Source organism: Enterobacter cloacae complex sp. AR_0002, assembly GCF_001922365.1.
Taxonomy (GTDB): Bacteria; Pseudomonadota; Gammaproteobacteria; order Enterobacterales; family Enterobacteriaceae; genus Enterobacter; species Enterobacter hormaechei_C.
The window spans coordinates 3,683,095-3,709,907 of sequence record NZ_CP018814.1 but is presented as its reverse complement, the minus strand read 5'-3'; the positions used below and the strand labels follow the sequence as shown (position 1 = coordinate 3,709,907).

Below are 26,813 nucleotides of genomic sequence, written 5' to 3'. Positions count from 1 at the left end.
TGTCTGTCTCTCGTTCGCCAAAACATCTTCGGCGTTGTAAGGTTAAGCCTCACGGTTCATTAGTATCGGTTAGCTCAACGCATCGCTGCGCTTACACACCCGACCTATCAACGTCGTCGTCTTCAACGTTCCTTCAGGAGACTCAAGGTCTCAGGGAGAACTCATCTCGGGGCAAGTTTCGTGCTTAGATGCTTTCAGCACTTATCTCTTCCGCATTTAGCTACCGGGCAGTGCCATTGGCATGACAACCCGAACACCAGTGATGCGTCCACTCCGGTCCTCTCGTACTAGGAGCAGCCCCCCTCAATTCTCCAGCGCCCACGGCAGATAGGGACCGAACTGTCTCACGACGTTCTAAACCCAGCTCGCGTACCACTTTAAATGGCGAACAGCCATACCCTTGGGACCTACTTCAGCCCCAGGATGTGATGAGCCGACATCGAGGTGCCAAACACCGCCGTCGATATGAACTCTTGGGCGGTATCAGCCTGTTATCCCCGGAGTACCTTTTATCCGTTGAGCGATGGCCCTTCCATTCAGAACCACCGGATCACTATGACCTGCTTTCGCACCTGCTCGCGCCGTCACGCTCGCAGTCAAGCTGGCTTATGCCATTGCACTAACCTCCTGATGTCCGACCAGGATTAGCCAACCTTCGTGCTCCTCCGTTACTCTTTGGGAGGAGACCGCCCCAGTCAAACTACCCACCAGACACTGTCCGCAACCCGGATCACGGGTCTACGTTAGAACACCAGCCATTAAAGGGTGGTATTTCAAGGGCGGCTCCACGCAGACTGGCGTCCACGCTTCAAAGCCTCCCACCTATCCTACACATCAAGGACCAGTGTTCAGTGTCAAGCTATAGTAAAGGTTCACGGGGTCTTTCCGTCTTGCCGCGGGTACACTGCATCTTCACAGCGAGTTCAATTTCACTGAGTCTCGGGTGGAGACAGCCTGGCCATCATTACGCCATTCGTGCAGGTCGGAACTTACCCGACAAGGAATTTCGCTACCTTAGGACCGTTATAGTTACGGCCGCCGTTTACCGGGGCTTCGATCAAGAGCTTCGCGTTGCCGCTAACCCCATCAATTAACCTTCCGGCACCGGGCAGGCGTCACACCGTATACGTCCACTTTCGTGTTTGCACAGTGCTGTGTTTTTAATAAACAGTTGCAGCCAGCTGGTATCTTCGACTGATTTCAGCTCCGTCCGCAGGGACTTCACCTACATATCAGCGTGCCTTCTCCCGAAGTTACGGCACCATTTTGCCTAGTTCCTTCACCCGAGTTCTCTCAAGCGCCTTGGTATTCTCTACCTGACCACCTGTGTCGGTTTGGGGTACGATTTCGTGTTACCTGATGCTTAGAGGCTTTTCCTGGAAGCAGGGCATTTATCACTTCAGCACCGTAGTGCCTCGTCATCACACCTCAGCGTTAACAAGGTACCGGATTTACCTGGAACCTCCGCCTACATGCTTAAACCGGGACAACCGTCGCCCGGCTGACATAGCCTTCTCCGTCCCCCCTTCGCAGTAACACCAAGTACAGGAATATTAACCTGTTTCCCATCGACTACGCCTTTCGGCCTCGCCTTAGGGGTCGACTCACCCTGCCCCGATTAACGTTGGACAGGAACCCTTGGTCTTCCGGCGAGCGGGCTTTTCACCCGCTTTATCGTTACTTATGTCAGCATTCGCACTTCTGATACCTCCAGCATGCCTCACAGCACACCTTCAACGGCTTACAGAACGCTCCCCTACCCAACAACACATAGTGTCGCTGCCGCAGCTTCGGTGCATGGTTTAGCCCCGTTACATCTTCCGCGCAGGCCGACTCGACCAGTGAGCTATTACGCTTTCTTTAAATGATGGCTGCTTCTAAGCCAACATCCTGGCTGTCTGTGCCTTCCCACATCGTTTCCCACTTAACCATGACTTTGGGACCTTAGCTGGCGGTCTGGGTTGTTTCCCTCTTCACGACGGACGTTAGCACCCGCCGTGTGTCTCCCGTGATAACATTCTTCGGTATTCGTAGTTTGCATCGGGTTGGTAAGCCGGGATGGCCCCCTAGCCGAAACAGTGCTCTACCCCCGAAGATGAGTTCACGAGGCGCTACCTAAATAGCTTTCGGGGAGAACCAGCTATCTCCCGGTTTGATTGGCCTTTCACCCCCAGCCACAGGTCATCCGCTAATTTTTCAACATTAGTCGGTTCGGTCCTCCAGTTAGTGTTACCCAACCTTCAACCTGCCCATGGCTAGATCACCGGGTTTCGGGTCTATACCCTGCAACTTAACGCCCAGTTAAGACTCGGTTTCCCTTCGGCTCCCCTATACGGTTAACCTTGCTACAGAATATAAGTCGCTGACCCATTATACAAAAGGTACGCAGTCACACCCGAAGGTGCTCCCACTGCTTGTACGTACACGGTTTCAGGTTCTTTTTCACTCCCCTCGCCGGGGTTCTTTTCGCCTTTCCCTCACGGTACTGGTTCACTATCGGTCAGTCAGGAGTATTTAGCCTTGGAGGATGGTCCCCCCATATTCAGACAGGATACCACGTGTCCCGCCCTACTCTTCGAGTTCACAGCATGTGCATTTTCGTGTACGGGACTATCACCCTGTACCGTCGGACTTTCCAGACCGTTCCACTAACACACAAGCTGATTCAGACTCCGGGCTGCTCCCCGTTCGCTCGCCGCTACTGGGGGAATCTCGGTTGATTTCTTTTCCTCGGGGTACTTAGATGTTTCAGTTCCCCCGGTTCGCCTCGTTAACCTATGTATTCAGTTAACGATAGTGTGTCGGAACACACTGGGTTTCCCCATTCGGACATCGCCGGGTCAAGGGTTCATATCACCTCGCCGGCGCTTTTCGCAGATTAGCACGTCCTTCATCGCCTCTGACTGCCAGGGCATCCACCGTGTACGCTTAGTCGCTTAACCTCACAACCCGAAGATGTTTCACTTCTGATTGCGAAAATTTGAGAGACTCGAACACACATGAGCTGTGTGTCGTTTCAATTTTCAGCTTGATCCAGATTTTTAAAGAGCAAATATCTCAAACGTGACTCGCAAGTCAGTTTTGAGATATGACGGCAGGTGACTTTCACTCACGAACCAGCAAGTGGCGTCCCCTAGGGGATTCGAACCCCTGTTACCGCCGTGAAAGGGCGGTGTCCTGGGCCTCTAGACGAAGGGGACGTACAGTCTCAATCGCAAGACGCCTTGCTATTTACTTTTCATCAGACAATCTGTGTGGACACTACAAAGGCAGGTTCTTTAAGGTAAGGAGGTGATCCAACCGCAGGTTCCCCTACGGTTACCTTGTTACGACTTCACCCCAGTCATGAATCACAAAGTGGTAAGCGCCCTCCCGAAGGTTAAGCTACCTACTTCTTTTGCAACCCACTCCCATGGTGTGACGGGCGGTGTGTACAAGGCCCGGGAACGTATTCACCGTGGCATTCTGATCCACGATTACTAGCGATTCCGACTTCATGGAGTCGAGTTGCAGACTCCAATCCGGACTACGACGCACTTTATGAGGTCCGCTTGCTCTCGCGAGGTCGCTTCTCTTTGTATGCGCCATTGTAGCACGTGTGTAGCCCTACTCGTAAGGGCCATGATGACTTGACGTCATCCCCACCTTCCTCCAGTTTATCACTGGCAGTCTCCTTTGAGTTCCCGGCCTAACCGCTGGCAACAAAGGATAAGGGTTGCGCTCGTTGCGGGACTTAACCCAACATTTCACAACACGAGCTGACGACAGCCATGCAGCACCTGTCTCAGAGTTCCCGAAGGCACCAAAGCATCTCTGCTAAGTTCTCTGGATGTCAAGAGTAGGTAAGGTTCTTCGCGTTGCATCGAATTAAACCACATGCTCCACCGCTTGTGCGGGCCCCCGTCAATTCATTTGAGTTTTAACCTTGCGGCCGTACTCCCCAGGCGGTCGACTTAACGCGTTAGCTCCGGAAGCCACGCCTCAAGGGCACAACCTCCAAGTCGACATCGTTTACGGCGTGGACTACCAGGGTATCTAATCCTGTTTGCTCCCCACGCTTTCGCACCTGAGCGTCAGTCTTTGTCCAGGGGGCCGCCTTCGCCACCGGTATTCCTCCAGATCTCTACGCATTTCACCGCTACACCTGGAATTCTACCCCCCTCTACAAGACTCTAGCCTGCCAGTTTCGAATGCAGTTCCCAGGTTGAGCCCGGGGATTTCACATCCGACTTGACAGACCGCCTGCGTGCGCTTTACGCCCAGTAATTCCGATTAACGCTTGCACCCTCCGTATTACCGCGGCTGCTGGCACGGAGTTAGCCGGTGCTTCTTCTGCGGGTAACGTCAATTGCTGAGGTTATTAACCTCAACACCTTCCTCCCCGCTGAAAGTACTTTACAACCCGAAGGCCTTCTTCATACACGCGGCATGGCTGCATCAGGCTTGCGCCCATTGTGCAATATTCCCCACTGCTGCCTCCCGTAGGAGTCTGGACCGTGTCTCAGTTCCAGTGTGGCTGGTCATCCTCTCAGACCAGCTAGGGATCGTCGCCTAGGTGAGCCGTTACCCCACCTACTAGCTAATCCCATCTGGGCACATCCGATGGCAAGAGGCCCGAAGGTCCCCCTCTTTGGTCTTGCGACGTTATGCGGTATTAGCTACCGTTTCCAGTAGTTATCCCCCTCCATCAGGCAGTTTCCCAGACATTACTCACCCGTCCGCCACTCGTCAGCGAAGCAGCAAGCTGCTTCCTGTTACCGTTCGACTTGCATGTGTTAGGCCTGCCGCCAGCGTTCAATCTGAGCCATGATCAAACTCTTCAATTTAAAAGTTTGATGCTCAATGAATTAAACTTCGTAATGAATTACGTGTTCACTCGTTGAGACTTGGTATTCATTTAGTGTCCGAGGACATTAAGAATCCATGTCACTTTGAGTGCCCACACAGATTGTCTGATAAATTGTTAAAGAGCAGTGCCGCTTCGTTTTCGCTGCGGCGCGGGGTGTGCATATTACGCTTTCCCGCTTCAGAGTCAAGCGTTTGTTTTGCTTTTCTCTGCTGACCCGGCGGCGTGTGTGCCGTTGTTCCGTGTCAGTGGAGGCGCATTATAGGGAGTTCTTCTGAAGTGACAAGAGGAAATTTAAAAAAAATTTCTGACCGTGTTTTTTTTCACCAAAAGCGATGAGATCCAGCTACAAATTGTTCTATTTGATGTATCTGCAACCACAATCACACCTGAGATGGCATAATTAGCCGCATCAATATCTAAGGAATAAAAGCGATGCCATTAAGCGCACAACAGCTGGCAGCTCAAAAAAACCTGTCCTATGTGCTGGCAGAGAAACTGGCGCAGCTGATCTTAGCGGGTAAATATGCTCCAGGTAGCATCCTGCCCAGCGAGATGGAGCTGGGAGATCAGTTTGGCGTTAGCCGTACAGCCGTTCGCGAAGCGGTAAAAACATTAACGGCGAAAGGGATGGTGCTTCCACGCCCGCGCATTGGCACCCGCGTTATGCCTCAGGGAAACTGGAACTTTCTCGATCAGGAGTTGCTCACCTGGTGGATGACCGAAGATAACTTTAATCAGGTCGTCGATCACTTTCTGGTCATGCGCAGCAGTCTTGAACCTCAGGCCTGTCTGCTTGCCGCCACGCTCGGCACAGCAGAGCAAAAAGCGCAGCTCAATACTTTGATGGAAGAGATGGTGGATCTGAAAAAGCACTTTAACCGCGAGCGCTGGATAGCGGTCGATATGGCCTGGCATGAACATATCTATAATATGAGCGGAAATCCTTTCCTGACCTCCTTTGCTTCTTTATTCCATTCTGTGTACCACACTTACTTTACCTCTATCACACAGGATGAGGTGGTGAAGCTGGATCTGCATCAGGCGATAGTCGATGCCATTCAGGAGAGCGACGGGCAGCGAGCCCTGAGTGCGTGCCAGGCGTTGCTGGCCGCGCCAACCCACCAGCAGGTAAATAAATGACAGAGAAAAAAGCACGCAGTATGGCCGGATTGCCGTGGATTGCAGCCATGGCGTTCTTTATGCAGGCACTTGATGCCACTATCCTCAATACCGCCCTTCCCGCCATAGCCCAAAGCCTTAACCGCTCCCCGCTGGCGATGCAATCCGCCATCATCAGCTACACCCTGACGGTGGCGATGCTTATTCCGGTCAGCGGCTGGCTGGCCGATCGTTTCGGCACGCGTAAAGTATTCATGCTGGCGGTGACGTTGTTCACCCTCGGTTCTCTGGCTTGCGCCCTCTCCACCTCTTTGACGGAACTGGTTATCTTCCGCGTTCTACAGGGGATAGGCGGCGCGATGATGATGCCCGTCGCGCGTCTGGCGTTATTGCGCGCCTATCCGCGCAGCGAACTGCTCCCGGTGCTCAACTTTGTGACTATGCCGGGGCTTGTCGGCCCGATACTTGGCCCGGTTCTCGGTGGCGTACTGGTGACCTGGGCAAGCTGGCACTGGATCTTCCTGATTAATATTCCGATTGGTGTGGCAGGGCTGATTTATGCCCGTAAATATATGCCGAACTTCACCACGCCAAGACGCAGCTTCGATATGGGCGGCTTCTTCCTGTTTGGCCTGAGCCTGGTCCTGTTCTCCAGCGGGATGGAGCTGTTTGGCGAGAAAATCGTAGCGACGTGGCTGGCGCTGGCCGTCATCCTTAGCGGGATTCTGCTGTTCCTTCTATATATACGTCATGCGCGTCGCCATCCGACACCGCTTATCTCTTTATCTCTGTTTAACACCCGAACGTTTTCCGTCGGGATCGCGGGCAATATTGCCTCGCGTCTGGGCACGGGCTGCGTACCGTTCCTGATGCCGCTGATGCTCCAGGTCGGTTTCGGCTATCCGGCCCTGATTGCTGGCTGCATGATGGCGCCCACGGCGATGGGCTCGATTCTGGCAAAATCGACGGTCACGCAGGTGCTGCGCTGGTTTGGCTATCGTAAGACGCTGGTTGGCGTGACGATCTTTATCGGATTGATGATTGCGCAGTTCTCTCTGCAATCTGCGGCGTTACCAATCTGGATGCTGATCCTGCCGCTGTTTGTGCTGGGTATGGCCATGTCGACGCAGTTTACGTCGATGAACACCATCACCCTTGCGGACCTCACCGACGAGAATGCCAGCAGCGGCAACAGCGTACTGGCGGTCACTCAACAGCTGTCGATCAGCCTCGGGGTTGCCGTAAGCGCGGCGGTACTGCGGTTTTATGAAGGGTTTGACGGTACTAATACCGTTGAGCAGTTCCACTATACCTTTATCACCATGGGCGCGCTTACCGTGGTATCGGCGGTGGTCTTTATGTTGTTAAAACCAAAAGACGGCCGGAACCTGATTAAAGAGCGTCACAAAGAGAAGGCTAAACCGAACCGCGTTCCATCAGAACAGGAGTAAGCTGCAAACGTTGCTGTTGCAGCGTGGGCTGGGCCATGCGGTGGATCAACACATCGATGGCCAGCTCGCCCAGTTCATCTTTCGGCTGATGGATGGTGGTCAGCGGCGGCGTCATGTAGCGCGCCAGTTCGATATCATCGTAACCGACGATCGCCATGTCGTCCGGGACACGTAATCCCGCCTGATAAAGCGCCTGATAAGCTCCGAATGCCATCGCATCATTACCGATAAACACCGCCTGCGGGCGCGGCTCTTGCGCCAGCAGTTTCTGCATTGCTTCAAATCCACCGTTAAATTCGAAATCGCCGGTGATGCGATAGCCATCAGGAATGGCAAGCCCCGCACGTTCCATGGCCGAAAGATAGCCTTCCAGACGCAAGCGCGCCGGGGTTTTATCCAGCGGGCCGGTAATACAGGCAATGCGGGTATGACCTTTATCGATCAGATGCTGAGTCGCCATATCGCCGCCCAGCAGCGAGTTATCCTGGATCAGATCGCTGGTGCCGTCGAACGGCGCCCAGTCCATCATCACCGTGGGAATAGAAGGGTAGCGCTGGATGATCTCTTTCGAAGGTTGATGCGTTTCGGTACAGAGCAGCAGCAGCCCGTCGACGCGTTTTTGCATCAGCGTTTCCAGGTTACGGTTCATGCGCTGCTCATCGCCTTCGGTATTGCACAGCACCAGGCTGTAGCCGCGCTCGAAGCAGCTGCGCTCCACGCCGCGCACCAGTTCAGAATAGAAAGGATTGGTACTGGCCGTGATCAGCATGCCGATGGTGCGCGTCTGGTTAAGCTTCAGGCTGCGCGCCAGCGCGGACGGCGCATAGTTGAGTTCTTTAATTGCAGCGTCAACTTTCTCCCGAATCGCCTCGCTGACGAAGCGATCGTTATTGATAACGTGGGAAACAGTCGAGGTAGAAACGCCCGCCATACGGGCGACATCTTTCATTGTGGCCAAGCGTTACCCCTGCTGACTTAAGAATTCATCAATCTCTTTACGCCATGGAACAGAAGGCTGAGCGCCTTTACGCGTCACCGCGATCGCAGCGGCGGCATGCGCGAAGCGGATCGCGTCATCCATTGCTTTTCCTTCCAGCAGCGCCGTTACCAGCGCACCGTTGAAGGTGTCTCCTGCGGCGATGGTATCAATGGCTTTGACCTTAAAGCCCGGCACGCGACGACCTTCGCCATTGACGCTAGCCCACACCCCACGGCTGCCGAGGGTGATGATCACGGTGCCGATGCCTTTATCATGCAGCGCAAGCGCGGCACGCGCTGCATCGTCATCATTTTCGACACGGATACCCGTCAGCTTTTCCGCTTCGGTTTCGTTCGGGGTGATAATATCCACCAGCGCCAGCAGCTCGTCTGATAATACACGGGCAGGTGCCGGGTTAAGTACGACAGAGGTATGATTTTCATGCGCAATTTTCGCAGCGGCCAGCACGCTTTCAACCGGTGACTCCAGCTGCATCAGCAGGGCTTCCGCTCCGGCGATGATTCCACGCTGCGCTTCGACGCGTTCAGTCGTTAACGCGGCATTAGCCCCCGCATGAATACCGATGACATTCTCACCTTCCGCATTGACGAAAATCAGCGCCACGCCGGTAGATTCCCCTGCAACCACGCTGACGGGTGCGATGTCGATGTTGTCGCTTGCGAGCTGTTTGCGTACGCGCTCGCCGGTATCGTCATCACCCGTACAGGCGATAAACGCGATATTCGCCCCGCTGCGTCCGGCGGCAACCGCCTGGTTTGCGCCCTTACCGCCGAACGCCACCTGATACTGATTGCCGGTGACGGTTTCGCCCGGAGTGGGGAACGTTTCAAGGTTAAGAATGTGATCGGCATTGATACTGCCAAGGACGACGAGGTTGCCTGCGGTTTTCATGTATTGAGGTGTCCATCTGAGAGCGCCACCGGTATTACCCGGTGGCGTATGCCACACTTTTCTTTTATTTGGTGTCCCTCAGGCAGCCAGCGACTGCCTGAATCGCCTTCACTGCTTAATGACCAGTTTCAGGTCAACAGGATATTTGGCCTGAACTTTTTCGCCCTTCAGCACTTTATCGGCAGTTTGCACGCCAGTCGCGCCAATCTGCTCAGGCAGCTGAGCGATGGTCGCAGCCAGTTTGCCATCATTTACTGCTTTTTCACCATCCGGCGTGCCGTCAAATCCGACAACCATCACATCTGATTTACCCGCAGTCTGGAGCGCACGCAGCGCACCGAGCGCCATTTCGTCGTTCTGTGCGAATACGGCCTGCACATCAGGATGCGCGGTCAGCAGGTTCTGCATGACGTTCAGACCCTTTGTACGGTCGAAGTCTGCCGGCTGGCTCGCCAGCACGTTGAATTTGTGCGCCGCTACAGCCTGCTGGAAACCTTCACCACGTTCACGGGCCGCGGAAGTCCCGGCGATACCCTGCAACTCAATCACTTTCGCGCCTTCACCGGCTTTCTTCGCGATGTAGTCGCCGGCGATTTTTCCGCCCAGTACGTTATCAGACGCAATGTGGCTGACCACATCCCCTTTCGTTGCCTGACGGTCAAGGGTGATTACCGGGATCTTCGCCTGGTTTGCCATCTTCACGGCATTACCGACCGCGTCGGAATCGGTTGGGTTGATCAGCAGGATTTTGGTGCCACGAACGGTTAAGTCCTGAACGTTAGCCAGCTCTTTCGCCGGGTTGTTCTGAGAATCCAGCACCACCAGGTTGTAGCCCAGTTTATCTGCTTCTTTCTGCGCGCCATCCTTCAGGGAGACGAAGAACGGGTTGTTCAGGGTAGAGACAACCAGCGCGATGGTGTCCTTCGCCATGGCGTTAGCACTTACGGTTGCGCTCAGCGCGACAGCAGAAACCAGGGTAGCCAGTTTTTTCATGTTCATATCTAAGATGTCCTGTAGTGTCGTCAGTTACTGTTTTTTGTTGTCTACCAGTACCGCCAGCAAAATCACCACTGCCTTAACGATCATCTGGTAATAGGAGGAAACACCTAACAAATTCAAACCATTATTCAGGAAACCGAGGATCAGTGCGCCGATCAATGTCCCAACAATGCGACCTTTACCGCCCGCAAGGCTCGTACCGCCCAGAACCACTGCCGCGATGGCATCCAGCTCATAGCCCGTACCCGCCGTTGGCTGTGCGGAAGAGAGGCGCGCCACTTCGATGATGCCCGCCAGAGACGCCAGCAGGCCGCACAGGGAGTAAACGATAATTTTGACTTTATTAACGCTGATACCGGACAGGCGCGTTGCCGCTTCGTTACCGCCCAGCGCATATATATAACGACCCAGACGGGTATGGTGCAGCATGTACCACGCCGCCAGGAAAACGATAGCCATGATCCAGACCGGGGTCGGGACACCCAGCGGGCGACCGATACCGAACCAGCCAAACAGATCGGCGTTATCGGTAAAGCCGGTATTAATCGGGCTGCCGTTGGTGTACACCATGGTCACACCGCGCAGCAGCAGCATCATCACCAGCGTGGCGATGAACGCCTGAACGCGACCTTTCGCCACAATTACGCCGGTTACGGCGCCAATTGCCGCACCTGCCGCCAGCGCAGCGGCAACGGCCACCAGCGCGTTGACCTCAATACCGACAATCGACGCGGCGATCGCGCCGGTGAGGGCCAGCAGGGAACCGACGGACAGATCGATACCCGAGGTCAAAATCACCAGCGTCATCCCCACCGCCATAATGGCGTTGACAGAGGTCTGCTGAAGAATGTTGAACAGGTTATTGACGGTAAAAAAGTTCGGGCTCATGGTCGAGACAATCGCGATCAGCACCAGCAGGGCAATCAGCGATTTTTGTTCCATCAGCCACGTCTTTGTGAAATAGCGGCGACCAGAAACAGCCTGGGTAGTCATCTTCTTACTCCTGATTCACGCGATTAAGCTTGCCCACAGCGGCAGCCATCAGAACTTCCTGGGTGGCCTGCTCGCGAGTGAATTCACCGCCGAGATGCCCTTCATGCATGACGATAATGCGATCGCTCATGCCCAATACTTCTGGCATCTCGGAAGAGACCAGAATGATGCTCAGACCGTCGGCCTTGAACTGGTTAATCAGCTGATAGATCTCTTTTTTCGCGCCCACGTCCACGCCGCGGGTGGGCTCATCGAGGATCAGTACTTTCGGGCGCGTCATCAACCCGCGGGCAATCGCCACTTTCTGCTGATTACCGCCGGACAACAGGCCAATCGCCTGCTCCATCGATGGGGTTTTAACGTTAAAGAGACGGATAAAATCGCTGACCGCCTGCTGCTCATCTTTGTGTTTCAGGCTGCCGCCGCTGCGGCTGAAATAGCCTAGCGCAGTCAGGGACATGTTCTCTTTTACCGACATGCCCAGCACTAAGCCGTCGCGCTTACGGTCTTCAGAGATATAGACGATGCCATTCGCCAGCCCGTCCTGCGGCGAGCGGGTGACCACTTCATGACCGTCAAGGGTAACGTAGCCGCTGGTGCGCGGCAGTGCGCCATAGAGCACTTTCATCAGTTCAGTACGCCCCGCCCCCATCAGGCCCGCGACGCCAAGGATCTCGCCCTTGCGCAGGGTAAAGGAGACGTCATTCACGCCCGGTCCGCAGAGGTTATCCACCTTCAGGCGGATCTCACCCGGCGCTTTCTCCAGATGTGGATACTGATCTTCGAGCTTACGTCCCACCATCATTTCGATCAGCGAATCTTCGGTCAGGGTTGCTACTTCGCGCTCGGCAATAAACTGCCCGTCGCGAAAGACGGTGACGTCGTCGCAGATTTCGAAGATCTCTTTCATGCGGTGTGAGATATAGACAATGCCGCGGCCCTGGGATTTCAGCTCACGGATCACGCGGAACAAGGATTCGGTTTCGGTATCGGTCAGGGCGTCGGTCGGTTCATCCATAATGATGACCTTCGACTCGAAGCTCAGCACCTTCGCGATTTCCACCATCTGCTGATCGCCGATGGAAAGGTCGCCCACCAGTCGGTCGCTCTTAAAGCGCAGATTCAGCTTCGCCAGCAGTTTGTCCGCTTCGGCATACATGGTTTTCCAGTCGATTTTGCCAAACCGGTTCACGAACTCACGGCCGAGGAAGATGTTCTCCGCAATGGTGAGCTGCGGGATCAGGTTCAGCTCCTGGTGGATGATGCCGATGCCCGCTTCCTGAGAGGATTTAGGGCCGTTGAAGGTGGTCTCTTTACCCAGCCACAGCAGCGAACCGGCATCGCGTTGGTAGATACCGGTCAGCACTTTCATCATGGTGGATTTGCCGGCGCCGTTTTCGCCCACCAGCGCCATGACGCGCCCGGAATAGACGTTCAGCGCCGCGCCGGAGAGGGCTTTTACGCCCGGGAACGATTTATCGATCCCTTTGAGTTGCAGTAATGCGTCCATGATGGCCTCAGAAGGTGACGCCAGCACAGAGAATGATATTCGCATACGGGGAACACTCCCCGCTGCGAATCACCGCCTGACTGTCTGCGGTTTGTTGTTTGAACTGCTCGTGCGTTGTGTAACGAATTTCTATGGTGTTTCCCTGGTGCTGTTGCAGTTGCTCAATGTGGCTGAGCAACGTTTCGTGGAGTTGCGGATTATGTTGTTTGATTTCCGCCGCGAGAATGGCCGCCTCAACCTGCATCTCCGCGGTGACCACTTCCAGTACCTGCATGAACGAGGGCACGCCCTGCGTTAACGCCATATCGATACGGGTTGTGCTGCGCGGAACCGGTAAGCCTGCATCGCAAACCACCAGCGTATCGGTATGCCCAAGACGGGAAATCACCGATGAGATTTCTGAGTTGAGTACTGTGCCTTTCTTCATTTTTTGCTCCACTAGCGAAACGTTTCGCTAAAAACAGTGTAGCCGCAGAAGTGTTCAGAAAACCATCATGACGTAACGGATTTGTGATCAACGTCGAAACGTTTCGCTAAGTGAAATGCAGAGGAGGTAAATGCAAAACGGTAACCGTCAGGTTACCGTATTTTATGGTTGCGCCCTCTCCCTGTGGGAGAGGGTCGGGGTGAGGGCATCAGCCCGCACGGAGTCTTAAATCTCGACCTGCGTGCCCAGCTCAATCACGCGATTAGGCGGGATCTCAAACTGGTCAGGCGCACGCAGGGCGTTACGTTGCAGAATGAGATACAGCTTGCCGCGCAGGCGCAGATACCATGGGCGCTTGCCGATGATCAGCGACTCGTGGGACATAAAGAACGACGTCTCCATCATGCGGCAACTCAGGCCTTCCAGACCGCAGCGGTGGAACACCTCTTCCACGTTCGGCGTTTCGCGCCAGCCGTAGCTTGCCACCACGCGCCAGAAGGTTGGCGACAGCTGTTCAATCTGTACGCGACGCACGTTGTGAACGTACGGCGCATCTTCAGTACGCAGCGTCAGCAGGATCACGCGCTCGTGCAGCACTTTGTTGTGCTTGAGGTTATGCATCAGCGCAAACGGGATTACGTTCAGCGCGCGAGACATATACACCGCCGTGCCCGGCACGCGCACCGGTGGGGATTTCTCCAGCGAGGCAATCATCGCCTCCAGAGAGTTACCGTGCTCATGCATACGACGCAGCAGGCGGAAACGTTCGCTCTTCCACGTCGTCATCACAATAAACATCACCAGACCCAGCGTCAGCGGCAGCCAGCCACCGGAGACAATCTTGTCGAGATTCGCAGAAAACAGCGGCACGTCGATACAGAGGAAGCCAACCAGGATCAGCCCCACGAGGAACTTATTCCAGTGCCAGTTACGGTACGCCACGGTGGTGGAGAGAATAGAGGTCAACACCATCGTTCCGGTTACCGCGATACCGTACGCCGCCGCCAGATTACTGGAGTGCTCAAAGCTGACGATGACAATCACCACCGCGAAGTAGAGCAGCCAGTTGACGAACGGAATGTAGATCTGGCCAGACTCCATCTCTGAGGTATGGATAATGCGCATTGGGGAGAGATAACCCAACCGCACGGCCTGACGCGTCAGGGAGAATACGCCGGAAATGACAGCCTGAGAGGCAATGACCGTCGCCAGCGTCGCCAGGATCAGCATCGGAACCAGCGCCCAGTCCGGCGCCAGCAGGAAGAACGGGTTTTTAATCGCTTCAGGGTGTGCAAGCAGCAGCGCGCCCTGACCGAAGTAATTCAGCACCAGTGAAGGCAAGACCACGCTAAACCATGCGACGCGAATAGGGAGTTTCCCGAAGTGGCCCATATCCGCATACAGCGCTTCAACACCGGTAATGGAAAGTACCACCGCGCCCAGCGCCACAAACGACACCACTTTATATTCCAGGAAGAAATGCACCGCCCACAATGGGTTCAGCGCGTGCAGGACATCCGGGTTGGCGATAATACTGCGTAAGCCCAGCGCCGCCAGGATCAGGAACCAGGCCAGCATAATAGGCGCGAACAGCTTACCCACCAGCCCGGTACCGTGTTTTTGTATAGCAAACAGTAACGTCAGCACGATAATAGCGAGTGGCACCACCCACGTATCAAGCTGTGGCGCGACAATCTCCAGCCCCTCTATGGCCGACATTACCGAAATCGCCGGCGTAATCACGACTTCTCCATAGAAGAAGCTGCCGCCAATCAGGCCAATGATGACCAGCACGGAGGTCATTCTTGCAGACGTATTGCGCCCGGCAAGGGACATCAGGGTCAGAATACCGCCCTCGCCCGCGTTATCAGCCCGCATAACGAAAGAGAGATACTTAAGGGAGACCACCAGGATCAGCAGCCAGAAGATGAGCGAGAGGAAACCAAATACGGCGTCACGCTCTACACCAAAACCAAACTGACCGGACAGACATTCACGAAGCGTATAAAGCGGGCTGGTGCCGATATCACCGTAGACAACCCCGATCGCCGCAAGCGTTACTGCGGGTAATGATTGCTTATTATCAGTGCTCATAGACTAGTCTTTTCGTTTGAATAACAAATGTGTGCTTAGTCCCTTGGCCCACAAAAAGCGCACAGTATGCACGATTCAATGCAAAATCGTACCCCTAAATGCAGCCACATTAATGTAGCGCAAAGAAAATAGCGCCGCACTTCAGCCTATTACCAGGCCAGACCGAAACGTCTATACTCGCTTCAATTAGCCGCCACGACGGCGAAAGGATGCAAAACTATTATGGCTCACTCACATTTATTAGCAGAAAGAATTTCCCGCCTCAGCAGTGCGCTGGAAAAAGGCCTTTACGAGCGTAGCCACGCCATTCGCCTCTGTTTACTGGCGGCGCTGAGCGGGGAAAGCGTGTTTCTGCTGGGGCCGCCGGGCATTGCCAAAAGTCTGATCGCACGCCGCCTCAAATTCGCTTTCCAGAACGCGCGCGCATTCGAGTATTTGATGACGCGCTTCTCCACGCCGGAAGAAGTTTTCGGCCCACTCTCCATTCAGGCGCTAAAAGATGAGGGACGCTATGAACGTCTGACGGCGGGCTATCTCCCGGAAGCGGAAATCGTCTTTCTTGATGAGATCTGGAAAGCCGGCCCGGCCATTCTGAATACCCTGCTGACGGCAATTAACGAACGCCGATTCCGCAACGGCGCCAGCGAAGAGAAGATCCCCATGCGCCTGCTGGTGGCCGCGTCAAACGAACTGCCCGAAGCCGACAGCAGCCTGGAAGCGCTGTATGACCGTATGTTGATCCGCCTGTGGCTGGATAAAGTCCAGGATAAATCAAACTTCCGTTCTATGCTGGTAAGCCAGCAGGATGAAAACGAAAATCCGGTGGCAGCGTCATTGCAGGTCACGGACGAGGAATACCACCAGTGGCAGGAGGAGATCGGCAAGATAAAACTGCCCGATCCCGTTTTTGAGCTGATCTTCATGCTGCGCCAGCAGCTTGATTTACTGCCCTCCGCGCCGTACGTCTCCGATCGTCGCTGGAAAAAAGCAATTCGCCTGCTCCAGGCAAGCGCGCTGTTTAGCGGCCGCGATGCTGTCGCTCCCATCGATCTGATCCTGCTGAAAGACTGCCTGTGGCACGACGCAGAAGGGATGAATCTGATGCAGCAGCAGCTGGACGTTTTGATGACCGGACACGCGTGGGGTCAGCAATCCATGCTTAATCAACTGGGGGCGATTGCTCAACGTCGCCTTCAGCTCCAGCAGCAGCAAAGTGACAAAACCGCGCTGAAGGTGAACCGTCTTGGCGGGATGTTTGCCCGTAAACCGCACTACGAACTGCCAGCCGGGCTGACTGACGCCTCGCTCACGCTTCTTCTTCAGCAGCCGCTGAAGCTTCATGATATGCAGGTTGTGCATGTGACTATCGAACGCGTTGCGCTGGTTCAGTGGCTGGATAAGGGCGGTGAGATCCGCGGTAAACTCAACGGTATCGGCTTTGCACAGCCGTTGTCGATGGAAGTCGACAGCAGCCAGCACCTTGTGATCCGCGACGTCAGCCTTCAGGGATCGCGCCTGGCTCTGCCGGGCACGGCCTCCGACACTGTGCCGGAGGAGATCAAACAGCAGCTCGACGCGCTGGATAACGAATGGCATCAGCAGCACACCCGCTTCAGCGAGCAGCAGAAATGCCTCTTTATCCATAGCGACTGGTTAGGTCGCATTGAAGCCAGCTTGCAGGATGTCAGCGCGCAGATTAAACAGGCGCGTCAATGCTAACGCTGGACACGCTTAACGTCATGCTGGCGGTTAGCGAGGAAGGGTTGATCGAAGAGGTCGTCATTACCCTGCTCGCTTCACCGCAGCTGGCGGCCTTCTTTGAAAAATTCCCGAAGCTTCGAAAAGCAATGACGGACGATCTTCCCCGCTGGCGCGATAACCTGCGCCAGCGGTTTAAGGAGACGGAAGTCCCGCCGGAACTGACAGAGGAAGTGGCTGGTTACCAGCAGTGCCAGCGGCTTTCAACGCCGCAGTTTATTGCCCAGCTACAGCAAACTCTGACGCTGCTTGATAACGTTCACTCCCCGTTTGCCAGCCAGGCCAGAGCGCTGGTCACGGACAACCCCAGCTTCACTCCCGCCCTGCATACGCTGTTTTTACAGCGCTGGCGACTGAGCCTTGTGGTCCAGGCCACGGCCCTCAATCAGCAGTTGCTGGACGAAGAGCGCGAACAGTTGCTCAGTGAGGTCCAGGAGCGAATGACCCTGAGCGGCCAGTTAGAACCGGTGCTGGTGGAGAATGAAAACGCCGCTGGTCGACTCTGGGATATGAGTGCCGGCCAGTTAAAGCGGGGCGATTATCAGCTGATCGTGAAGTACGGCGACTTTCTGGCGCAACAGCCGGAGCTGATGAAGCTCGCAGAACAGCTCGGCCGCTCCCGGGAGGCCCGGTCGGTCCCAAAGAAAGATGCGCCGATGGAGACCTTCCGAACGCTGGTACGCGAACCCTCCACCGTACCGGAGCAGGTGGACGGGCTACAGCAAAGCGATGACATCCTGCGCCTGCTGCCAACGGAACTCAGCACGCTGGGAATGACCGAACTGGAGTATGAGTTTTATCGTCGGCTGGTGGAAAAACAGCTCATTACCTATCGACTGCATGGCGAAGCCTGGCGCGAGAAGATCAGCCAGCGTCCGGTGGTGCACCAGGATTTTGATGAGCAACCGCGCGGCCCATTCATTGTTTGCGTCGATACGTCCGGATCGATGGGGGGCTTTAATGAACAGTGCGCAAAAGCGTTCTGCCTGGCCCTGATGCGCGTGGCGCTCGCCGATCGTCGTCGCTGCTACATCATGCTCTTTTCCAGCGAAGTGGTGGGGTATGAACTGACCAGCCCGCAGGGGCTGGAGCAGGCGATCCGCTTTTTAAGCCAGCGCTTTCGCGGCGGCACCGATCTGGCCAGCTGTTTTCGCAGTATCATTGAGCGCATGCAGGGCGGTGACTGGTACGACGCGGATGCGGTGGTGATTTCCGATTTTATTGCCCAGCGGCTGCCGGACGACGTCGTGAATAAAGTGAAGGAGATGCAGCGCGTGCACCAGCACCGTTTCCATGCCGTGGCGATGTCTGCACATGGAAAACCCGGCATCATGCGCATCTTCGATCATATCTGGCGCTTTGATACCGGGTTGCGTAGCCGCCTGCTCAGACGCTGGCGACGTTAATTAAAGAAGAGAACCGACGCTCTCACGTACCTGCTGCGGCCAGACCCCACACTGCACCTGACCGATATGGGACAGTTGCAACAGCAGCATGGTCAGACGAGACTGGCCAATACCACCGCCGATGGTCTGCGGCATTTCACCGCGCAGCAGCGCCTGGTGCCATTCCAGTTGCAGACGATCCTCATCACCGGTCACGGCCAGCTGACGCTTCAGTGCTTCAGCATCCACGCGGATCCCCATTGAAGAGAGTTCAAACGCATCTTCCAGAACCGGGTTCCAGACCAGAATATCGCCGTTCAGACCGGCATATTCGCTTTCGCCCACTGTGCTCCAGTCATCGTAATCCGGCGCACGGACGTCGTGACGTTTACCATCAGACAATTTTCCGCCAATGCCGATCAGGAATACCGCGCCAAGCTCTTTGGCAATGGCGCGTTCACGGCCTTTGGCATCCAGATCCGGGAAACGGCTCAGCAATTCCTGACTGTGAACAAAGTGGATCGTTTCCGGCAGGAACGGTGCCAGACCAAACTCTTTGCTTACGGCCGCTTCGGTCGCTTTGATCCCGGCGTAGATCGCCTCAACGGTAGACTTCAGCGTGCCAACGTGGCGCTCGCCGTCACCCATTACGCGCTCCCAGTCCCACTGGTCAACGTAGACAGAGTGAATGGGGGAGAGGCGGTCTTCATCGGGGCGAAGGGCTTTCATATGCGTGTAAAGCCCTTCGCCCGCACTGAAGTCGTGTTGTCCCAGGGTTTGACGCTTCCACTTCGCCAGGGAATGAACCACTTCGAACTGAGCGTCTGGCAGTGTTTTTACTTTTACCTGTACCGCTTTTTCGCAACCAGACAAGTTATCCTGCGTCCCGTCACCCACGCGGCTCAGAATCGGCGCCTGAACTTCAATAAGGCCAAGCTTCTCTTCCAGCTGGCGGGAAAAATGGGATTTAACGAAACTGATCTGGCGTTGTTTTGCGATGTAAGCGGTTTTCATTATTTATACTCCTGCGTCCTGTTGATACTGATTAAGCAACAGAACAGGCGCTTAATTCAATAACTCATCAACAAAAAGCCTCCTTCACTTTTGATTCGTTAAAATAAGACGCTAGAATAGAAGGAATCATTAATCTTCATAAGAAAAACCTATGGAAAATTATCAGATCGACAATCTGGACCGCGGCATTCTGGAAGCGCTCATGGCCAACGCACGCACCGCGTATGCCGAACTGGCGAAACAATTTGGCGTCAGCCCGGGGACCATTCACGTTCGCGTAGAGAAAATGAAGCAGGCCGGGATCATCACCGGCGCACGCATTGATGTCAGCCCGAAGCAACTCGGCTACGACGTCTGCTGCTTCATTGGCATTATTCTGAAAAGCGCCAAAGATTACCCCTCCGCGCTGGAGAAACTGAACGCGCTGGATGAAGTCACTGAGGCGTACTACACCACCGGGCACTACAGCATCTTTATAAAGGTCATGTGCCGATCCATTGACGCCCTCCAGCAGGTACTTATAAACAAGATCCAAACAATCGATGAAATTCAGTCCACTGAAACCCTGATCTCCCTGCAAAACCCGATCATGCGTACTATCCGCCCGTGATCGGGCAATTTCATTCCCACATTTTCCACAGGTAGATCCCAGCTCGTTCACAGCGTACAATGGCCGCCTCTTTATCTGAGCGAGCGATCAATGGCGGACATTACTCTTATCAGCGGCAGCACCCTGGGCGGTGCGGAATATGTAGCGGAACATCTGGCTGAGAAGCTGGAAGACGCGGGCTTTTCTACACAAACGCTGCATGGACCGCTGCTGGAAGATCTCCCGACTGACGGGGTCTGGCTGCTGATCACCTCCACGCACGGCGCGGGCGATCTGCCAGATAACCTGCAACCTTTATATGACGAACTGCTGGAACAACAGCCCGATCTGTCAAACGTCCGGTTTGGCGCTGTGGGGATAGGTAGCCGTGAATATGACACTTTCTGTGGCGCCATAGAGAAAGTAGAAGCTGCGGTGACCGCCTGCGGAGCAAAACAGCTGGGTGAAACGCTGAAGATCAATATCCTCGATCATGATATTCCCGAAGATCCAGCCGAGATCTGGCTCGCGGAATGGAAAAATTTACTCAAAAACGATTAAAGATCGTGCGAACAGATGTGGATAACTCTGGTTAAAAGCTCGTATTAAGCCGTAGTTATCCAAATAACAATGTTGGTTTAGTTTTTGACCTGTGTATAAAGTGGCGATCTGATCCCAGCTTATACGGTCCAGGATCACCGATCATTCACAGCAAACGATCCTTCCTAACCGCATGATCTTATTTATGGGATCGGACTTATCCACAAAGGTCTGCGATCCTAATAAGAGATCACAATAGAACAGATCTCTAAATAGAAAGATCTTCTTTTTAATAGCCCAGGATCCCAATGCTTTCTCGAAAGACTAAAGTTGAGTAGAATCCACGGCCCGGGCTTCAATCCATTTTCATACCGCTTTACGCGAGGCAGACCACCATGTTTTATCAGGATCCTTTTGACGTCATCATCATTGGCGGGGGTCACGCAGGCACTGAGGCCGCAATGGCCGCAGCGCGAATGGGTCAGCAGACCCTGCTTTTGACACACAATATCGACACGCTGGGACAAATGTCCTGTAATCCGGCGATTGGCGGCATTGGGAAAGGACACCTGGTAAAAGAAGTGGATGCACTTGGCGGCCTGATGGCGAAAGCGATCGATCATGCAGGCATCCAGTTTAGGATACTAAACGCGAGTAAAGGTCCGGCTGTTCGCGCCACCCGTGCACAGGCAGACCGTGTGCTTTACCGTCAGGCTGTGCGCACCGCGCTGGAAAACCAACCGAACCTGATGATCTTCCAGCAGGCGGTAGAAGATCTTATCGTGGAGAACGATCGTGTTGTTGGCGCCGTGACCCAAATGGGTCTCAAATTCCGCGCAAAAGCGGTGGTGCTGACGGTCGGGACATTCCTGGACGGTAAAATCCATATTGGTCTGGACAATTACAGCGGTGGTCGTGCTGGCGATCCGCCGTCAATTCCGTTATCTCGTCGTCTGCGTGAGCTGCCGCTGCGCGTAAGCCGCCTGAAAACCGGCACGCCGCCGCGTATTGATGCGCGCACCATTGATTTCAGCGTGCTGGCACAGCAGCACGGCGATAACCCGATGCCGGTGTTCTCGTTCATGGGCAATGCGGCGCAACATCCGCAGCAGGTGCCGTGCTACATCACGCACACCAATGAAAAAACCCATGACGTGATCCGCAATAATCTCGATCGCAGCCCAATGTATGCTGGTGTGATCGAAGGGATCGGCCCGCGTTATTGCCCGTCGATCGAAGACAAAGTGATGCGCTTTGCCGATCGTAATCAGCACCAGATCTTCCTCGAACCGGAAGGGCTGACCTCTAACGAAATTTACCCGAACGGCATCTCCACCAGCCTGCCGTTCGACGTGCAGATGCAGATTGTGCGTTCAATGCAGGGCATGGAAAACGCGAAGATCGTTCGTCCTGGCTACGCTATTGAGTACGATTTCTTCGATCCGCGTGACCTGAAGCCGACGCTGGAAAGCAAATTCATCCAGGGTCTGTTCTTCGCAGGCCAGATTAACGGCACCACCGGGTACGAAGAAGCTGCCGCGCAAGGGCTGCTGGCCGGTCTGAACGCCGCTCGCTTCTCTGCCGAGAAAGAGGGCTGGGCACCGGCGCGTTCTCAGGCTTACCTGGGCGTTCTGGTCGACGATCTCTGCACGCTGGGGACCAAAGAACCGTACCGCATGTTTACTTCTCGTGCGGAATATCGCCTGATGCTGCGCGAAGACAATGCCGATCTGCGTCTGACCGAGGTGGGCCGCGAGCTGGGTCTGGTGGATGACGAGCGCTGGGCGCGCTTCAACGAGAAGCTGGAACGCATTGAACAGGAACGTCAGCGCCTGAAAACCACCTGGGTGAATCCGCAGGCGGAAACTGCTGCTGAAGTGAATGCTCACTTAACAGCACCGCTGTCGCGCGAAGCCAGTGGGGAAGATCTGCTGCGCCGTCCTGAAGTCACCTACGAGAATCTGGTCAAACTGACGGCGTTCGCACCGGGCCTTGAAGACGCTGAAGCGGCCGAGCAGGTCGAAATTCAGGTGAAGTACGAAGGCTACATCGCGCGTCAGCAGGATGAGATCGAAAAACAGCAGCGCAACGAAAACACGCTGCTGCCGGAAATGCTGGACTACCGTCAGGTGACGGGCCTTTCCAACGAAGTGATCGCTAAGCTGAACGATCACAAACCTGTGTCGATTGGCCAGGCCTCACGTATCTCTGGCGTCACACCTGCCGCGATTTCGATTCTGCTGGTGTGGCTGAAAAAGCAGGGCATGCTGCGCCGTAGCGCGTAATGCTCTGTAAATAGCCCGGTGGCGCTGCGCTTACCGGGCCTACTGAACCCGTAGGGCGGGTTAGCGAAGCGCCACCCGCCACTTAAGTTTCTCAACAGGTATCCACCGTGCTCAATAAACTCTCTCGTCTGCTGGAACAGGCAGGTATTTCGCTCACCGATCACCAGAAAAATCAGCTGGTGGCCTATGTCGATATGCTGAACAAATGGAATAAAGCGTACAACCTCACCTCCGTACGCGATCCCAACGAGATGCTGATTCGCCATATTCTCGATAGCATCGTCGTGGCGCCGTATCTGAACGGTGAACGTTTTATCGATGTGGGCACCGGTCCGGGCTTGCCGGGCGTTCCGTTGTCTATTGTTCGACCGGAGAGTCATTTCACGCTGCTGGACAGCCTGGGCAAGCGCGTACGCTTTTTACGCCAGGTTCAGCATGAGCTGAAGCTGGAAAACATTACGCCCGTACAGAGCAGGGTAGAGGAGTTCCCGGCAGAGCCACCGTTTGACGGTGTTATCAGCCGCGCGTTTGCCTCACTCAATGACATGGTGAGCTGGTGCAAACACCTGCCAGCGGAGAAGGGGCGTTTTTATGCGCTGAAAGGGCAACTTCCGGGGGACGAAATCGAGCAGCTTCCGGACGGTTTTGTTGTCGAATCCATTGAGAAACTCCAGATCCCTCAGCTCGAAGGTGAGCGTCATCTGGTGATAATTAAGCCAAACACTTTTTAAAAAATTAATAAAAAATGTGGAATTTGTGCTGTTCTGATCGTGTTAAAAAGCAGCACATCCAGTCTGATTTGGTCGTCGTTAATTTAACCTTGTTGTTACCATGGATTTTCTTATGGTTAACCTGACGTGATTCGTTCACTCAGAGGATAGTCAGCCATGAAATTATCAGTCTGCTAAAAGTGGGTAAAAGCAACAAGAATGGAATGTTAAATATTTATTAAGAATGTCAATAAAAGGTTTTTGTTGTATACGGCTCTGTTTTAAAAATAGTTGCGGTTTTTTTGCTTTAATTTCATGCAGATGAAATTAATCGTTTTACGTCTTTGATAAATACCATTTTATCGCAAATGTGTATTTTGTGATCTCGTGCACGCTTTATCACCAACGTTTCCGCGCTGTTTGCAGTTTTGCCTGAAGGTCAACGCTTGGGTCAAAAGTTGAAAAATAGGACTGGGGAAAAATATTTAAACATTTATTCACCTTTTCGCTACTTAATGTTTGAAATCACGGGTACGCACCGTATAATTTGACCGCTTTTTGATGCTTGACTCTGAGCCTTAAAGGACGTTTTATACGACACGCGGCATACCTCGAAGGGAGCAGGAGTAAAAACGTGATGTCTGTGTCGCTCTTGAGTAGAAACGTTGCTCGTAAGCTTCTGTTCATTCAGTTTCTGGCTGTGATAGCAAGTGGACTGCTGTTTAGCCTCAAAGACCCCTTCTGGGGCATCTCCGCCGCGTGCGGAGGTTTGGCGGTGGTTCTGCCAAACGTGTTGTTTATGATTTTTGCCTGGCGTCATCAGGCGCATACACCTGCCAAAGGCCGCGTGGCCTGGTCCTTCGCTCTCGGCGAAGTGTGTAAGGTGTTGCTGACCTTTGCTCTACTGGTGATGGCGCTGGCGGTTTTGAAAGTGGTATTCATGCCGCTGATAGCAACGTGGGTTTTGGTGCTGGTGGTACAAGTTCTGGCTCCAGCTGTAATCAATAACAAAGGGTAAAAGGCATCATGGCTTCAGAAAATATGACGCCGCAGGATTACATAGGTCACCATCTGAATAACCTTCAGCTGGACCTGCGTACATTCTCGCTGGTGGATCCACATAACCCCCCGGCCACCTTCTGGACGATCAACATCGACTCCATGTTCTTCTCGGTGGTTTTGGGTCTTCTGTTCCTGGCCATGTTCCGTAGCGTTGCTAAAAAGGCGACCAGCGGTGTTCCAGGGAAATTCCAGACGTTCATCGAGATGATCATCGGCTTCGTCCATGGCAGCGTGAAAGACATGTACCATGGTAAGAGCAAACTGATTGCTCCGCTGGCCCTGACCGTGTTCGTTTGGGTCTTCCTGATGAACCTGATGGACCTCCTGCCTATCGATTTCTTACCTTGGATCGGTGAGCACGTACTCGGCCTGCCTGCACTGCGCGTGGTTCCGTCTGCCGACGTGAACATCACCCTGTCGATGGCGCTGGGCGTATTTATCCTCATTCTGTTCTACAGCATCAAAATGAAAGGCGTAAGCGGCTTTGTGAAAGAGCTTACCTTGCAGCCGTTCAACCACTGGGCGTTTATTCCGGTCAACCTGATTCTGGAAGGCGTTAGCCTGCTGTCCAAACCTGTTTCACTGGGTCTGCGACTGTTCGGCAACATGTATGCGGGTGAGCTGATTTTCATTCTGATCGCGGGTCTTCTGCCGTGGTGGTCACAGTGGATTCTGAATGTGCCATGGGCCATTTTCCACATCCTGATCATTACGCTGCAAGCCTTTATCTTCATGGTTCTGACGATCGTCTATCTGTCGATGGCGTCTGAAGAGCACTGATTTTTTACCAACACTACTACGTTTTAATTGAAACAAACTGGAGACTGTCATGGAAAACCTGAATATGGATCTGCTGTACATGGCTGCCGCTGTGATGATGGGTCTGGCGGCTATCGGTGCTGCGATCGGTATCGGCATCCTCGGGGGCAAATTCCTGGAAGGCGCAGCGCGTCAACCTGATCTGATTCCTCTGCTGCGTACTCAGTTCTTTATCGTTATGGGTCTGGTGGATGCAATCCCAATGATCGCTGTAGGTCTGGGTCTGTACGTGATGTTTGCTGTCGCGTAGTAGTTGTTTTAAAACCCCAAGCCACAGAAATTTAAGAGGTATTGTGCTGTGAACATGAACGCAACAATCCTCGGCCAGGCCATCGCGTTTATTCTCTTTGTCTGGTTCTGCATGAAGTATGTATGGCCGCCTTTAATGGCTGCCATCGAAAAACGTCAGAAAGAAATTGCTGACGGTCTGGCTTCCGCAGAACGCGCTAAGAAAGATTTGGACCTTGCACAGGCCAACGCGACAGACCAGCTGAAAAAAGCGAAAGCTGAAGCTCAGGTAATCATTGAACAGGCTAACAAACGCCGTTCTCAGATCCTGGACGAAGCCAAAGCTGAAGCAGAACAGGAACGTACTAAGATCGTGACACAGGCTCAGGCTGAAATTGAAGCTGAGCGTAAACGTGCTCGTGAAGAACTGCGTAAGCAGGTTGCGATTCTGGCTGTTGCTGGCGCCGAGAAGATCATCGAACGTTCCGTGGATGAAGCTGCTAACAGCGACATCGTGGACAAACTTGTCGCTGAACTGTAAGGAGGGAGGGGCTGATGTCTGAATTTGTTACGGTAGCTCGCCCCTACGCCAAAGCAGCTTTTGACTTTGCTGTCGAACACCAAAATGTCGATCGCTGGCAGAATATGCTGGCGTTTGCCGCTGAGGTGACGAAAAACGAACAAATGGCCGAGTTGCTTTCCGGTGCGTTAGCACCTGAAACTCTCGCCGCGTCGTTTATCGCCGTGTGCGGAGAGCAACTGGATGCCAACGGCCAGAACCTGATTAAGGTGATGGCAGAAAATGGTCGTCTCCGTGTGCTCCCGGATGTTCTCGAGCAGTTTGAGCACTTACGTGCCCTTAGTGAAGCTACCGCTGAAGTTGAAGTAACTTCCGCGACTGAACTGAGTGACGAACAGCTTGCGAAAATCACCGCCGCGATGGAAAAACGTCTGTCACGCAAAGTTAAGCTGAATTGCAAAATCGATAAGTCTGTAATGGCAGGCGTAATCATCCGCTCGGGTGATATGGTCATTGATGGCAGCGTACGCGGCCGTCTTGAGCGCCTTGCAGACGTCTTGCAGTCTTAAG

Annotated in this window: 21 protein-coding genes, 1 tRNA gene and 2 rRNA genes; 13 read left to right on the top strand and 11 right to left on the bottom strand. The window is 54.1% G+C overall.

The features are described from left to right. Positions 1-38 precede the first annotated feature (38 nt). The 3 genes from AM329_RS18370 to AM329_RS18360 all read right to left on the bottom strand — a co-directional run bounded on the left by AM329_RS18370 (position 39) and on the right by AM329_RS18360 (position 4,826). Positions 39-2,942 (bottom strand): 23S ribosomal RNA (locus AM329_RS18370). A gap of 182 nt (positions 2,943-3,124) precedes the next feature. Then, a tRNA-Glu gene (locus tag AM329_RS18365) sits at positions 3,125-3,200 on the bottom strand. 84 nt (positions 3,201-3,284) lie between these two features. After that, positions 3,285-4,826: ribosomal RNA gene (locus AM329_RS18360) — 16S ribosomal RNA — on the bottom strand. Together the 16S and 23S rRNA genes with 1 tRNA gene alongside form the textbook arrangement of a ribosomal RNA operon. 455 nt (positions 4,827-5,281) lie before the next feature. On the opposite strand from AM329_RS18360, the gene AM329_RS18355 reads away from it, so the two are divergent. Both AM329_RS18355 and mdtD read left to right on the top strand, forming a co-directional pair. Continuing rightward, positions 5,282-5,989: a FadR/GntR family transcriptional regulator gene (locus AM329_RS18355; protein WP_003862405.1), complete on the top strand. Its 708-nt coding sequence runs from the start codon at positions 5,282-5,284 to the stop codon at positions 5,987-5,989. Further along, a complete protein-coding gene (mdtD, locus tag AM329_RS18350) occupies positions 5,986-7,419 on the top strand; it encodes a multidrug transporter subunit MdtD (protein WP_003862403.1) in 1,434 nt (477 codons plus the stop codon). Before AM329_RS18355 ends, mdtD begins: the two co-directional genes overlap by 4 nt. Here mdtD and rbsR read toward each other — a convergent pair. The 7 genes from rbsR to kup form a co-directional block, all read right to left on the bottom strand. Then, a complete protein-coding gene (rbsR, locus tag AM329_RS18345) occupies positions 7,385-8,377 on the bottom strand; it encodes a ribose operon transcriptional repressor RbsR (RefSeq protein ID WP_003862402.1) in 993 nt (330 codons plus the stop codon). The two genes, mdtD and rbsR, sit on opposite strands and share 35 nt — an antisense overlap. A gap of 3 nt (positions 8,378-8,380) precedes the next feature. Next, complete coding sequence (rbsK, locus tag AM329_RS18340; RefSeq protein ID WP_003862399.1) at positions 8,381-9,310, bottom strand: ribokinase; 930 nt, start codon at positions 9,308-9,310, stop codon at positions 8,381-8,383. A gap of 108 nt (positions 9,311-9,418) precedes the next feature. Next, the gene (gene rbsB, locus AM329_RS18335; RefSeq protein WP_003862397.1) at positions 9,419-10,309 is read right to left on the bottom strand and encodes a ribose ABC transporter substrate-binding protein RbsB; all 891 of its coding nucleotides are present in this window, start codon (positions 10,307-10,309) and stop codon (positions 9,419-9,421) included. A gap of 27 nt (positions 10,310-10,336) precedes the next feature. Further along, the gene (gene rbsC / locus AM329_RS18330; protein ID WP_023315066.1) at positions 10,337-11,302 is read right to left on the bottom strand and encodes a ribose ABC transporter permease; all 966 of its coding nucleotides are present in this window, start codon (positions 11,300-11,302) and stop codon (positions 10,337-10,339) included. Between the two features lie 4 nt (positions 11,303-11,306). Beyond that, entirely contained in the window at positions 11,307-12,812 is a 1,506-nt protein-coding gene (gene rbsA, locus AM329_RS18325; protein ID WP_003862393.1) for a ribose ABC transporter ATP-binding protein RbsA, read from the bottom strand. Between the two features lie 7 nt (positions 12,813-12,819). Next, complete coding sequence (gene rbsD, locus AM329_RS18320; RefSeq protein WP_003862392.1) at positions 12,820-13,239, bottom strand: D-ribose pyranase; 420 nt, start codon at positions 13,237-13,239, stop codon at positions 12,820-12,822. 225 nt (positions 13,240-13,464) lie between these two features. Further along, positions 13,465-15,333, bottom strand: coding sequence for a low affinity potassium transporter Kup (kup, locus tag AM329_RS18315; RefSeq protein ID WP_003862390.1), 1,869 nt, complete (start codon positions 15,331-15,333; stop codon positions 13,465-13,467). Between the two features lie 222 nt (positions 15,334-15,555). Between kup and ravA the strand changes: the two genes are divergently transcribed. Beyond that, on the top strand, positions 15,556-17,052 hold the full coding sequence (gene ravA, locus AM329_RS18310; protein ID WP_003862389.1) for an ATPase RavA: 1,497 nt from the start codon (positions 15,556-15,558) through the stop codon (positions 17,050-17,052). Next, on the top strand, positions 17,046-18,497 hold the full coding sequence (gene viaA, locus AM329_RS18305; protein ID WP_032608131.1) for an ATPase RavA stimulator ViaA: 1,452 nt from the start codon (positions 17,046-17,048) through the stop codon (positions 18,495-18,497). The genes ravA and viaA overlap by 7 nt, the downstream gene beginning before the upstream one ends. Here the strand turns inward: viaA and asnA are convergent, their stop codons facing one another. Continuing rightward, a complete protein-coding gene (gene asnA, locus AM329_RS18300) occupies positions 18,498-19,490 on the bottom strand; it encodes an aspartate--ammonia ligase (RefSeq protein WP_003862385.1) in 993 nt (330 codons plus the stop codon). A gap of 151 nt (positions 19,491-19,641) precedes the next feature. Here asnA and asnC point away from each other — a divergent pair, with 151 nt between their 5' ends. The 9 genes from asnC (at position 19,642) to atpH (ending at position 26,812) form a co-directional block, all read left to right on the top strand. After that, on the top strand, positions 19,642-20,100 hold the full coding sequence (gene asnC, locus AM329_RS18295) for a transcriptional regulator AsnC (protein WP_003862383.1): 459 nt from the start codon (positions 19,642-19,644) through the stop codon (positions 20,098-20,100). Positions 20,101-20,190: 90 nt separating this feature from the next. Then, a complete protein-coding gene (gene mioC / locus AM329_RS18290) occupies positions 20,191-20,640 on the top strand; it encodes an FMN-binding protein MioC (protein ID WP_003862381.1) in 450 nt (149 codons plus the stop codon). 374 nt (positions 20,641-21,014) lie between these two features. After that, the gene (gene mnmG, locus AM329_RS18280) at positions 21,015-22,904 is read left to right on the top strand and encodes a tRNA uridine-5-carboxymethylaminomethyl(34) synthesis enzyme MnmG (protein ID WP_003862379.1); all 1,890 of its coding nucleotides are present in this window, start codon (positions 21,015-21,017) and stop codon (positions 22,902-22,904) included. A gap of 107 nt (positions 22,905-23,011) precedes the next feature. Next, complete coding sequence (gene rsmG, locus AM329_RS18275; RefSeq protein WP_003862377.1) at positions 23,012-23,635, top strand: 16S rRNA (guanine(527)-N(7))-methyltransferase RsmG; 624 nt, start codon at positions 23,012-23,014, stop codon at positions 23,633-23,635. A gap of 616 nt (positions 23,636-24,251) precedes the next feature. Continuing rightward, positions 24,252-24,632, top strand: a complete 381-nt coding sequence (atpI, locus tag AM329_RS18270; RefSeq protein ID WP_003862375.1) for a F0F1 ATP synthase subunit I — start codon at positions 24,252-24,254, stop codon at positions 24,630-24,632. A gap of 8 nt (positions 24,633-24,640) precedes the next feature. After that, the gene (atpB, locus tag AM329_RS18265) at positions 24,641-25,456 is read left to right on the top strand and encodes a F0F1 ATP synthase subunit A (protein ID WP_003862373.1); all 816 of its coding nucleotides are present in this window, start codon (positions 24,641-24,643) and stop codon (positions 25,454-25,456) included. Positions 25,457-25,505: 49 nt separating this feature from the next. Next, positions 25,506-25,745, top strand: coding sequence for a F0F1 ATP synthase subunit C (gene atpE / locus AM329_RS18260; RefSeq protein WP_000429386.1), 240 nt, complete (start codon positions 25,506-25,508; stop codon positions 25,743-25,745). A gap of 48 nt (positions 25,746-25,793) precedes the next feature. Continuing rightward, positions 25,794-26,264: a F0F1 ATP synthase subunit B gene (gene atpF / locus AM329_RS18255; RefSeq protein ID WP_003862370.1), complete on the top strand. Its 471-nt coding sequence runs from the start codon at positions 25,794-25,796 to the stop codon at positions 26,262-26,264. 14 nt (positions 26,265-26,278) lie between these two features. Beyond that, positions 26,279-26,812 (top strand): F0F1 ATP synthase subunit delta, encoded by a 534-nt coding sequence (atpH, locus tag AM329_RS18250; protein ID WP_003862369.1) that lies wholly within the window; start codon positions 26,279-26,281, stop codon positions 26,810-26,812. Position 26,813 lies beyond the last annotated feature (1 nt).

Coding starts and splice junctions, on each gene's coding strand:
- atpI (WP_003862375.1), top strand. CDS start 24,252: ATGTCTGTGTCGCTCTTGAGTAGAAACGTTGCTCGTAAGCTTCTGTTC.
- mdtD (WP_003862403.1), top strand. CDS start 5,986: ATGACAGAGAAAAAAGCACGCAGTATGGCCGGATTGCCGTGGATTGCA.
- ravA (WP_003862389.1), top strand. CDS start 15,556: ATGGCTCACTCACATTTATTAGCAGAAAGAATTTCCCGCCTCAGCAGT.
- AM329_RS18355 (WP_003862405.1), top strand. CDS start 5,282: ATGCCATTAAGCGCACAACAGCTGGCAGCTCAAAAAAACCTGTCCTAT.
- atpB (WP_003862373.1), top strand. CDS start 24,641: ATGGCTTCAGAAAATATGACGCCGCAGGATTACATAGGTCACCATCTG.
- atpH (WP_003862369.1), top strand. CDS start 26,279: ATGTCTGAATTTGTTACGGTAGCTCGCCCCTACGCCAAAGCAGCTTTT.
- kup (WP_003862390.1), bottom strand. CDS start 15,333: ATGAGCACTGATAATAAGCAATCATTACCCGCAGTAACGCTTGCGGCG.
- rbsK (WP_003862399.1), bottom strand. CDS start 9,310: ATGAAAACCGCAGGCAACCTCGTCGTCCTTGGCAGTATCAATGCCGAT.
- mnmG (WP_003862379.1), top strand. CDS start 21,015: ATGTTTTATCAGGATCCTTTTGACGTCATCATCATTGGCGGGGGTCAC.
- rbsA (WP_003862393.1), bottom strand. CDS start 12,812: ATGGACGCATTACTGCAACTCAAAGGGATCGATAAATCGTTCCCGGGC.
- viaA (WP_032608131.1), top strand. CDS start 17,046: ATGCTAACGCTGGACACGCTTAACGTCATGCTGGCGGTTAGCGAGGAA.
- atpE (WP_000429386.1), top strand. CDS start 25,506: ATGGAAAACCTGAATATGGATCTGCTGTACATGGCTGCCGCTGTGATG.
- rbsC (WP_023315066.1), bottom strand. CDS start 11,302: ATGACTACCCAGGCTGTTTCTGGTCGCCGCTATTTCACAAAGACGTGG.
- rbsB (WP_003862397.1), bottom strand. CDS start 10,309: ATGAACATGAAAAAACTGGCTACCCTGGTTTCTGCTGTCGCGCTGAGC.
- asnC (WP_003862383.1), top strand. CDS start 19,642: ATGGAAAATTATCAGATCGACAATCTGGACCGCGGCATTCTGGAAGCG.
- asnA (WP_003862385.1), bottom strand. CDS start 19,490: ATGAAAACCGCTTACATCGCAAAACAACGCCAGATCAGTTTCGTTAAA.
- rbsD (WP_003862392.1), bottom strand. CDS start 13,239: ATGAAGAAAGGCACAGTACTCAACTCAGAAATCTCATCGGTGATTTCC.
- mioC (WP_003862381.1), top strand. CDS start 20,191: ATGGCGGACATTACTCTTATCAGCGGCAGCACCCTGGGCGGTGCGGAA.